Consider the following 9,781-nt stretch of genomic DNA (forward strand, 5'->3'; position numbering starts at 1 on the left):
GTTCATGCCAATCGTCGTCCACCTGAACGAATTGGCGCGCCGGCAGACAGTCCAGCCATTCATTCGCGACAAGGATGAAAGGCGCTGCCCCAAGCTGCTGAAACGCGCCGAGAAAATCCGGATGAAACCCCGATAGCGCATCGCTCTGCATTGCGGCGTGGACGGGGCTCGCCTCATTCATCGCAAGCGAAAAGGCCTCACCGCCACCTGCCTTGCCGATAGCACCGAGCATGTCGCGCATCATCGTGCCGCGCCCGCCGCCGACCTCGATCAGCTGGGCCGGACTGGGCGCGCCCATGGCCTGCCATTCATGCAGGCTCCACAGGCCGATCAGTTCGCCGAAGACCTGGCTGATTTCGGGCGCGGTGATAAAGTCCCGACCGATGCCAGGGCGCGTCGCGTAATAGCCGAACTCGGCATCATGCAGGCAGGCATTCATATAAACCGATATCGGCAGCGGCCCGCCCGCCTCGATCAGCGTTTTCAGCCTCTCCCTGAGCGTCACGCCGACGCCTGCACCGGCGGCTTTCTCAGCGCATTCCAGACAAGGAACGCCCCGCCTATCCACATCGGCAGCGAGAGGAGCTGGCCCATGGTCAGCCAGTCCGGCATCACGCCGCTGGTAAAGCTGTCCGGCATGCGGAACTGTTCGGAAATCGAGCGGCCCGCACCGTAAAAGAGCAGGAAGAGGCCCGCAGCGAGACCGGGCCGCTTGAGCAGGCCAAACCGCCAGACAAGGATCGAAATCACAAGGGCCGGGATCAGGCCTTCCAGCACCGCTTCATAAAGCTGGCTCGGATGGCGCGGCATTTCATTGCCGGTATAGATCCACTTATTTGCCTGCCAGTCATAGGCCGACGGCGTGCCGCCCGTATTGGCTTCAGGAAAGACCATGCCGATCGGCGCATCGGTATGGCGGCCATATAGCTCTGCATTGACGAAATTTGCGCACCGGCCGAGGAACAGGCCGATGGGCGTGACCACGCCTGCAATATCCGCAATCGACATGAGCTTCACGCCGCGCTGCTTTGCCACGATGAGAATCGCAATGGCAACGCCAAGAAGCCCGCCATGGAAGGACATGCCGCCCTCCCAGATGCGCAAGAGGCTCCACGGGTCCCGCTCTACGGATTCGAACTGGAATGGCAGCTGGTAGAACAGGATATAGCCGATCCGCCCGCCCAGAATAACGCCTAGCGTCACATAGAAGAGAAGATCGTCGATATCGTCCTTGGTTGCCGGGCTGGTGCCGCCCCATAGAGCCGGACGGTTGACCAGCGCCAGCGCGTAGCGCCAGCCGATGACGAGGCCCGCAATATAGGCAAGCGCATACCAGCGGATCGGAAAGCTGCCGAGGCCGAGAAAACCGAGATCGATCTCGACCAGCGCCGGGCTCATGTCCGGAAAACTGAGCGCGGCTGTCATCAGTGCGTTCATACGTCGTCTTTCCCCTGTACGGCGCGTGTCCTATCTATGTACGAAGACACTGACTAGACAGCCCCTCCAATCGCGGCAAGGAGTAACCACATGGCCGGAACAAATCCAATGCTTGATGATCTCGCGGGCCTTATGACCGGCGCAATGGGCGCGGCCCGCGCCGCCGGCGATGAAGCCAAAACCGCCATGCAGGCGCGCGTCCGCTCGATGATCGCGGACATGGACCTCGCCGAACGCGACGAAGTCGAAGCGCTGAGGGCGATTGCGATCAAGGCGCTTGAACAGGTCGAAGCGCTGGAAAAGCGTGTCGAAGCTTTGGAAGCGAAGAAGAAGGGCTGATCACCCTTCCAGCATGATCACTGACCCCTGGCGCCCATAATCCGGCTCGCCGCGATGATTGCGGCGACGATTGGAGAAGTACATATCTTCCATGGCGCACGTGTCGTGGCCGATTACATCGATCCAGGCGAGCTTGGCCTTCACCAGTCGGTTTTTGACGAACGTCTCCATATTAAAGTGCTGCCGGTCGCCTTCGCCGGGATGGAAGAGGTTTTCGCTCCACGGCGCCTTTGACACGAACTCATCGCGGAATTCCGGCCCGACTTCATAGCTCTCCTGGCCAATGCACGGCCCGATCGCGGCGTGAATATCCTTCCGGTTCGCACCGATGGTTTCCATCTTCTCGATGGTCGCCTCGCAGATACCGCCAAGCGCGCCTTTCCAGCCGGCATGGCAGGCGCCGATAACACCGGCTTTCCGGTCAGCAAAGAGAATGGGCACGCAATCGGCTGTCAGGATGCAGAGCGCGATGCCTGGCAGGTTTGTCACCATGCCGTCCGCCTGAGGACGGTCCGGCCCCCAGGGCATGGTGGCAAGGATGGCGAGGTCTGAATGGGTCTGGTGACAGGACAGGAGATGGTCGACTTCGCGCGCGCCAATCGTGTCGGCGACCAGCCGCCGGTTGCGCATCACCGCCTTTGGCCTGTCATCAGAGCCGAGGCCGAGATTCAGGCTGTCATAAATGCCCTCTGACGTGCCGCCCTGACGGCCGAAAAAGCCATGCCGGATGCCGTTCATGCCGGCAATACGGGACGCGAGAGTGTGAGGCACAGTGGACATCAGCCACGCCTTAGTCTGTTTTCGAGGATAAGGGAAACGGCTCGATCAGCCCGCCTGCTCCGGCTCAGCATCGGGGGCGGCCTCATCTTCAGCCCTGGCCTTTCGCCGGCCAAAGCCTTTGATCCAGCTGGCCCGCTCGTCCATCTTGCGCAGCTCGCCGTCGAGCTTCGCCATGGTGCGCGACATGTCGGCGCTGTCTTCCTTGCGCCAGGCGCGTTCGGCCTGCGCGATGGCCCAGGCGACCGCTGTATTGCGCACAGGCTTCGGTATGTCGCCCGACTTGTCGAGACCCGCGCAGACCATCGCCCATTCAGCAGAGGCCTGTCGCGACGCCAGAAGCGCGAGCACACGAAGCGGCTGCGTCTGGCGCCACTTCATAAGGGAGACCAGTGCATCGCGGTGCGCTTCCATCGCTTCGAACCGCATCATGATGACATCGAAGAGCCGCGTGCGCGGGGTCTCGCTCTCATCGAAAGAGCCTTCGCTCATCGCCCTGTCGAAATAGGGCTCGACCGCGTCGCAGATCGTGTCCTTGTCGGCGATGCCGTGGAAATGCTCGAGGCTGAGGCCCGCCTTCTCGGCAATCGCGGCCAGCGTCAGGTCGCTCCAGTCATGCTCGGCGGCAAGCTCCAGCGCAGCGCGCACGCCCTTCTCGAGGATTTCTTTTCTGTGATCGCTCATGCGGGGTCTCCCGGTTGAAGGCTCACGCCCTAATCGCCGGAGAGCTCACGGTCCCGTTTGATCGCGGCGCCTACGGCCTCTTCCATTAGAGATGGCATCGCATCGCCGCGCATCAAGACGTCCAGCGCCGCCTTTGTCACACCGCCCGGCGAAGTCACATTCTCACGCAGTTTTGAGGGAAGCTCATCGGAGTCCATCATCAGCGCGCCTGCGCCCTCAACGGTTTTCCTGGCAAGGCGGAGCGCCATGTCCCGATCAAGACCATGCGCAACGCCGGCCGCCGCCATGACTTCGGCCAGCAGAAAGCCATAAGCCGGTCCGCAGCCCGAGATCGCCGTGGCCGCAGACAGCTTGTCTTCGCCGATCGGGCCCTCGACATCGCCAAGCGGTGTCAGCAGGTCACGCAGCATGGCTGCATCCCCCTCGGGCGCGCCCTCTGGCAGGCACAGCAGCGTCATGCCCTTGCCAACAAGGCCCGGCGTATTCGGCATGGCGCGGGCAACCCGGTCCGTACCGAGCTTGTCTGCCAGCCCGTCCAGCGTGATCCCTGCCATGATGGACAGGACAAGCGTGTCCGGCCCGACATGCGGTTTGATAGTGTCGAGAATGGTCGGAAAGATTTGCGGCTTCACCGCGACCACGAGGATGCCTGCCGGCGCCAGTTCCGGGTTCAGCGCGATCTTGCCGCCCGTCTCCCAGCCTTGCAGAAGATCTGACGGGTTGGGATCATGAATGGCAATCGGACCGCCATACCCGGCCTTGATCCAGCCGCCAGCGAGGGCAGATCCCATCCGCCCCCCACCAATCAGCGTTAAACCCGGCTCAGGCTTCGCCATCTGTCTCGAAGAGGGCGGCGTCAATCGCCTCTTCAGGCGTCTTGCCGGCCCAGATCACGAAGTTGAACGCCGGAACGAACATATTCACGGCGTCCGTAGCAGCCGCCAGCACCGCACGGATTTCACCCTGGTCGGGCTCTTCGCGGTCAAGCATTGGAAGCGTGTGGCGGAACAGAAGAACGCTGTCCTCGATCCAGTAATCGAAATGGCCGAGCCAGAGGCGCTCATTGGCCATCAGGACGAGTTTGGAGATGGCAGCGGTGCGGGCAGCTGTCGGTTTCAGGTCCAGCGTCAGAGTAAAGTGAAGGGCCGGTGGCTCACGGCGGGCAGCGAATAGCGCGCCCATCTCGCCCCAGCGGCTTTGTGCGATGCACTGGATCGTGGTGTCTTCGTCGCGCTGATGCTCCCAGCCGGCATTCTCAAGGCAGGCTTCGACAAGGTCGAGTGGGTCAGCGAAATTTTCGTTGGATTGTTCGAGGTTGAGGCTCACGAGGCAGTCTCCTCCGAATCAGCGTGACGGAGTGTCACAAGTTGGGACGGTAACACGGGTCGCCCTCCCTGCAACCGCACTTCCCCCGAGAGTTGTGGACGGCTGGCGCCGCATGCCTCGCACGGGGGCCGACCTGTTGCAAACAGTGAGCGCAGTCATGCCCGCCGCTGCAACAGGCTCGTGGCACCTCTGCTTGTCGGCTCTGAGGGGCGATGCTAGGCGACATCATGCGCGCGGTTCTCCTCCTGTTCGGCCTCCTGCCTGTCCTTTGGGCTGCGGCCTGCAGCGCCGGGCGCGATGAGCCGGATGCGCGGATCGCGGTCGCGTCCAATTTTCGCGAGGCGGCGCTGGCACTGGAGCAAGATTTCGAGGACACGTCCGGCTACGATATTTCGCCGGTTTTCGGCGCCACCGGCCAGCTTTATGCCCAGATTAGCAATGGCGCGCCTTATGACGTTATGCTGTCGGCAGACCGCGACCGTCCGGAACGCCTCGTGGCGGACGGCCTCGCCGTTGAAGACAGCCGCTTCACATATGCCACCGGAAAACTGGTCCTTTGGAGCGCCGATGAGGCGCGGCTGGCAGGCAAGGAGGGCCCTGATATCCTGATAGAGGACGACTTCCGGGCGCTTGCCATCGCCAATCCCGACCTTGCGCCCTATGGCGCCGCGGCAATGCAAACCCTGCAAAGCCTCGGCCTGTCCCAGACACTGTCCGACAAGCTTGTCCGCGGACAGTCCATTGGACAGACCTATTCCATGGTCGCCAGCGGAAATGCTGAGCTGGGATTTGTTGCGTCCTCTCAGGTTTTGACGCCATCCAGTGCCGGCGGCGCGGGATGGCCCGTGCCGGTCAATCTTCATGAACCGATCAGGCAGGATGCTGTGCTTCTAATGCGCGCAAATGATAATGCGGCGGCGCGGCGGTTTATGGACTATCTCAAAAGCCCGGATGCGCGCCGGATCATCCAAGGATACGGCTATGAGACCGGTTGAACGCAATGCCTGATCTAACGCCTGTCCTCCTCAGCCTGCAGCTCGCACTGGTCACAACCGCGCTGCTCTTCGTCCTCGCCCTGCCCGTCGCCTATTGGCTGGCGATGACCCGCTCCGGCTTCAAACCCGTCGTCGAAGCCGTCACCGCCCTTCCCCTCGTCCTACCGCCCACCGTCATCGGCTTTTACCTGCTGCTCGCGCTCAACCCGTCCGCCCCGATCGGCAGCTTCTGGGTCTCTCTGACAGGCGACACGCTGGTCTTCTCCTTCAGCGGCCTGGTCGTGGCTTCGCTGATCTATTCCCTGCCCTTCATGGTCCAGCCGTTGCAGTCCGCATTCGAGAGCGTCGGGCGCGGGCCGATGGAAGCGGCCTCCGTGCTGCGCGCCTCAAGGCTCGACGCCTTCTTCAACGTCATGCTGCCTGCCTCGACGCGCGGCATTGTCACCGCCTGCGTTCTGACCTTCGCGCACACGATTGGCGAGTTCGGCGTGGTCCTCATGGTCGGCGGCAATATCCCGGACAGGACCCGCGTCGTCTCCATCGCGATCTTCGAACAGGTCGAGGCCGTGAATTATGGCGACGCGCATGTCCTGTCGGGGGGCATGCTCATCTTCGCCTTCCTGACGCTCTTTGTCGTCTATGCGCTCAATAGAAGGCACGCTGTCCGTGTCGGCTGAAAAGCTTTTCCTGTCTTTCGGCCTGTGGCGCGGCAGTTTCCACCTTCGCGTCACGCAGGAACTCGTTCTGGACGGCATCACCGCCGTGTTCGGCCCAAGCGGCAGTGGGAAGACGAGCCTGCTGCGGGCAATCGCCGGCTTGGACCAGCCGAGCGGGGGCACAATCGCGCTCGGTGACGAGCTCTGGTTCAGGGACATGTCCCATCTGCATGTGAAACCCCACAGGCGCGGTGTCGGCTATGTGTTTCAGGATGGGCGCCTGTTCGGACACCTCTCCGTACGCGGCAATCTCAATTTTTCGCACAAGAGAAGCCGCACGCCCGAAAGCGCGATCAGCTTTGACGACGTTGTCGACGCGACAGGCCTCGCGCCTTTGCTGGATCGTACCATAGAGACGCTGTCGGGCGGCGAGGCGCGGCGTGTTGCGCTGGCACGGGCGATCCTGTCGCGGCCTCGCCTGCTCCTGCTTGATGAGCCTTTGACAGGCCTCGACCGCACCGCGCGCCGCGACTTGCTGCCTTACCTGAAACAGCTGCCGGAGCGTTTCGCCATTCCCACGCTCTTCGTGAGCCACGACATTGAGGAGGTCATCGCTCTGGCAGATCGTGTCCTGGTCCTCAGCAATGGATACGTGCAGGCTCACGGACCGCTCCAGGAGGTGATGAGCGATCTCGACCTTGCCCCGCTGATGGATGAGCCGCGCCATGGCAGCGTCATCCAAGCGAGTGTCTCTGCGCACGACCCGGACTTCGGTGTGACGCAGCTCCGCCTTGATGGCGAGACGCTCAGCCTGCCACTCGACGAGACGCTGGCCATCGGCGCGCCTCTCCGCCTGTTCATCAATGCGAGCGACATCTCCATCGCCACAGAAGCCCCGCGCGGTCTTTCCATACGCAACATCATTCCGGCTGAAATCGTCTCGGTCTCCGACGGCATGGGCGGTGTTCTGATCACCCTGAAGGCTGGTTCATCAACGCTTCGCGCAGAGATCACCCGGGCCGCCGCCCATGACCTGCGCCTCGCGCCCGGCCAGAAAGTGTTCGCGCTCATCAAGTCAATGAGCTTTGCCCGCTGAGCGACCGGGCGGAAGTCTTCCTGCACCCTTTTGCTTGCGACTCGCCGCGTCCTGTTCCATGAACCTCCGCAACCGGACAAACAGGAAGGCTGCCCGCTGCGATGAAACTGATTTCCTGCAATGCGAACAAACCGCTCGCCACTGCCATCGCCGACCATCTGGACTGTCCGCTCTCGGATGCCGAGATCAAGAATTTCGCCGACAATGAAATCTTCGTGCGCATCAATGAGAATGTGCGCGGCGAGGATGTCTTCGTCATCCAGTCGACCTCCAAGCCTGCCAATGACAATCTGATGGAGCTCTTGATCTGCGTCGACGCGCTGGTGCGCGCCTCCGCCCGCCGGATCACAGCCGTCATCCCCTATTTTGGCTATGCCCGCCAGGACCGGAAAACCGACGGCCGCACGCCCATCTCGGCCAAGCTGGTCGCCAATCTGATCGCCAAGGCCGGCGCTGATCGCGTTCTGACCATGGATCTCCATGCCGGGCAGATTCAGGGCTTCTTCGATGTTCCGACCGACAATCTCGTCGCGATGCCTGTCATTGAGAAGGATATCCGTGCCGCGCTGGGCGGGAAAAACCTCATGGTTGTCTCGCCGGATGTCGGCGGTGTGGTTCGCGCCCGCAATCTCGCAAACCGTCTTGGCTGCGACCTTGCCATTGTCGACAAGCGCCGCCCGGAAGCGGGCAAATCCGAAGTGATGAATATCATTGGCGATGTCGATGGCCGCCATTGCGTGCTGGTCGACGATATCTGCGATTCAGGCGGCACGCTGGTAAACGCCGCCGCCGCGCTGAAGGAAAAGGGCGCGTCGGGTGTCAGCGCCTATGTCACGCATGGCGTCCTCTCCAACAATGCCGTCAAACGGATCGAAGACTCCGTGATGGACGAGATCGTCATCTGCGACACGATCCGCCCGACCGAAGAAGACTTCAAGTCCAAAGCCCTGCGCGTCCTCTCTGTCGCACCGCTCCTCGGCGAAGCCATCCGCCGCATCGCCAATAATGAGAGCGTATCCAAGCTCTTCGACTGAGAATAACTGCACCTGCGTCGATCCATCCGGAACGACACCCGGCCTGACCGTGTTGTCTTCAGTAAGAACAACTCCAACGGAAAGGGCCAAGAAATGGCTGACAGTGCTACCCTCGGCGGTACCCTCAAGACAATCAATCCAGCAACCGGAAAATCCCTCCAGCGGTATCCGATGATGAGCGATAGCGAAGTCGCTGACGCTGTAAAAGGCTGCTATGAAGCGTTTCTTGACTGGCGCCATGTCTCCCTCGAAGAGCGCGCTGAAACAATTCGTGCCATCGGCAAGGGCCTGCGCGACAACAAGAAAGATCTCGCCCGGCTGATGACCGATGAGATGGGCAAGCTCCTCAAACAGGGCGAGCAGGAAGTCGAGCTTTGCGCCGCAATCTGTGATTGGACGGCTGAAAACGGCCCCAAGGAACTGGAGACGGAAAAGCGTGATCTCCAGAACGGCAAGAAAGGGCACATCGCCTATTCGCCGATCGGTGTGATCTATGGCATCCAGCCCTGGAATTTCCCGACCTATCAGGTCATCCGCTATGCCATCGCCAATCTGATGGCGGGCAATGGCGTCCTTCTGAAGCACGCTGAAAACGTCACAGGCTCCGGCCTGATGATCGAGAAGATTCTCGCAGAAGCTGGCTTGCCAGAAAACCTCTTCACAGTCCTGCGCATCAGCCACGACCAGTCAGACGATGTCATCTCAAATGATCTTGTTCGCGGCGTGACGCTGACAGGCAGTGCCAGCGCCGGCGAAATCATTGCCGAAAAGGCTGGCAAGGCGCTCAAGAAGACCGTCCTCGAACTCGGCTCGAACGACGCCTATATCGTGCTTGAAGACGCTGACCTTCAGAACGCCGTCAAACAATGTGTCATCGGCCGGGTTTACAATAATGGCGAGACATGCGTCGCCGCCAAGCGCTTCATCGTCGTCGATGCGGTCTATGACAAATTCCGCGACGCCTTCGTCGACGCCATGAAAGGCGTCAAACATGGCGACCCGACAGGCGATGACGCCGACATCGGCCCGATGGCCCGCGAAGACCTTCGCGACGATCTGCATGAGCAGGTCGAGAAGAGTGTTTCCAATGGCGCGAAAATCCTCTGCGGCGGCGAAGTCCCCGAGCAGGATGGCTGGTGGTATCCGGCCACGGTGCTGGAAGACGTGAAACCCGGTCAGCCGGCCTATGATGACGAGCTGTTTGGACCTGTCGCCTCACTCATCCGCGCAAAGGATGCAGACGACGCCATGCGCATCGCCAATGACAGCCGGTTCGGCCTTGGCGGCGGTATCTTCTCTGAAGACACTGACAAGGCGATCGAACTTGCCGAGCAGCACTTTGACACCGGCATGGTGTTCATCAACGGCTTTGGTATGGCTCAGCCGGAAATGCCCTTCGGCGGCGTCAAGAATTCAGGCTATGGCCGCGAACATGGT

The 9,781-nt window shown here is 61.4% G+C and carries 12 protein-coding genes; 6 read left to right on the forward strand and 6 right to left on the reverse strand.

All coding sequences use genetic code 11. The features are described 5' to 3' along the window. Together WA989_RS05390 and lgt are read right to left on the reverse strand one after the other, a co-directional pair. A partial coding sequence (locus tag WA989_RS05390; protein ID WP_424339481.1) for an SAM-dependent methyltransferase occupies window positions 1-505 on the reverse strand: 505 nt, incomplete at its 3' end. Next, the gene (lgt, locus tag WA989_RS05395) at window positions 502-1,437 is read right to left on the reverse strand and encodes a prolipoprotein diacylglyceryl transferase (protein WP_424339482.1); all 936 of its coding nucleotides are present in this window, start codon (window positions 1,435-1,437) and stop codon (window positions 502-504) included. The genes lgt and WA989_RS05390, both read right to left, overlap by 4 nt. A gap of 90 nt (window positions 1,438-1,527) precedes the next feature. On the opposite strand from lgt, the gene WA989_RS05400 reads away from it, so the two are divergent. Beyond that, window positions 1,528-1,776, forward strand: a complete 249-nt coding sequence (locus WA989_RS05400; protein WP_424339483.1) for an accessory factor UbiK family protein — start codon at window positions 1,528-1,530, stop codon at window positions 1,774-1,776. Here WA989_RS05400 and pgeF read toward each other — a convergent pair whose 3' ends face one another. From pgeF to WA989_RS05420, 4 genes are read right to left on the reverse strand one after another with little or no spacing between them, the layout of a single operon-like run. After that, window positions 1,777-2,556, reverse strand: coding sequence for a peptidoglycan editing factor PgeF (gene pgeF / locus WA989_RS05405; protein ID WP_424339484.1), 780 nt, complete (start codon window positions 2,554-2,556; stop codon window positions 1,777-1,779). A gap of 45 nt (window positions 2,557-2,601) precedes the next feature. Further along, complete coding sequence (locus WA989_RS05410; protein WP_424339485.1) at window positions 2,602-3,237, reverse strand: hypothetical protein; 636 nt, start codon at window positions 3,235-3,237, stop codon at window positions 2,602-2,604. Between the two features lie 29 nt (window positions 3,238-3,266). Further along, the gene (gene proC / locus WA989_RS05415; RefSeq protein ID WP_424339486.1) at window positions 3,267-4,073 is read right to left on the reverse strand and encodes a pyrroline-5-carboxylate reductase; all 807 of its coding nucleotides are present in this window, start codon (window positions 4,071-4,073) and stop codon (window positions 3,267-3,269) included. Then, on the reverse strand, window positions 4,060-4,563 hold the full coding sequence (locus WA989_RS05420; protein WP_424339487.1) for a YbjN domain-containing protein: 504 nt from the start codon (window positions 4,561-4,563) through the stop codon (window positions 4,060-4,062). The genes proC and WA989_RS05420 overlap by 14 nt, the downstream gene beginning before the upstream one ends. 227 nt (window positions 4,564-4,790) lie before the next feature. On the opposite strand from WA989_RS05420, the gene modA reads away from it, so the two are divergent. From modA to WA989_RS05445, 5 genes are all read left to right on the forward strand, one after another. After that, window positions 4,791-5,558 carry a molybdate ABC transporter substrate-binding protein gene (gene modA, locus WA989_RS05425; RefSeq protein ID WP_424339488.1) on the forward strand — a complete coding sequence of 256 codons (768 nt, stop codon included), beginning with the start codon at window positions 4,791-4,793 and terminating at the stop codon, window positions 5,556-5,558. Window positions 5,559-5,563: 5 nt separating this feature from the next. After that, window positions 5,564-6,235: a molybdate ABC transporter permease subunit gene (modB, locus tag WA989_RS05430; RefSeq protein WP_424339489.1), complete on the forward strand. Its 672-nt coding sequence runs from the start codon at window positions 5,564-5,566 to the stop codon at window positions 6,233-6,235. After that, the gene (gene modC, locus WA989_RS05435; protein ID WP_424339490.1) at window positions 6,225-7,310 is read left to right on the forward strand and encodes a molybdenum ABC transporter ATP-binding protein; all 1,086 of its coding nucleotides are present in this window, start codon (window positions 6,225-6,227) and stop codon (window positions 7,308-7,310) included. The genes modB and modC overlap by 11 nt, the downstream gene beginning before the upstream one ends. A gap of 101 nt (window positions 7,311-7,411) precedes the next feature. Next, window positions 7,412-8,344, forward strand: a complete 933-nt coding sequence (locus tag WA989_RS05440; RefSeq protein ID WP_424339491.1) for a ribose-phosphate pyrophosphokinase — start codon at window positions 7,412-7,414, stop codon at window positions 8,342-8,344. Window positions 8,345-8,437: 93 nt separating this feature from the next. Next, on the forward strand, window positions 8,438-9,781 hold a 1,344-nt coding region (locus WA989_RS05445), incomplete at its 3' end, for an NAD-dependent succinate-semialdehyde dehydrogenase (RefSeq protein ID WP_424339492.1).

Source organism: Henriciella sp. (genome assembly GCF_049649345.1).
In the GTDB taxonomy this organism is placed as follows: Bacteria; Pseudomonadota; Alphaproteobacteria; order Caulobacterales; family Hyphomonadaceae; genus Henriciella.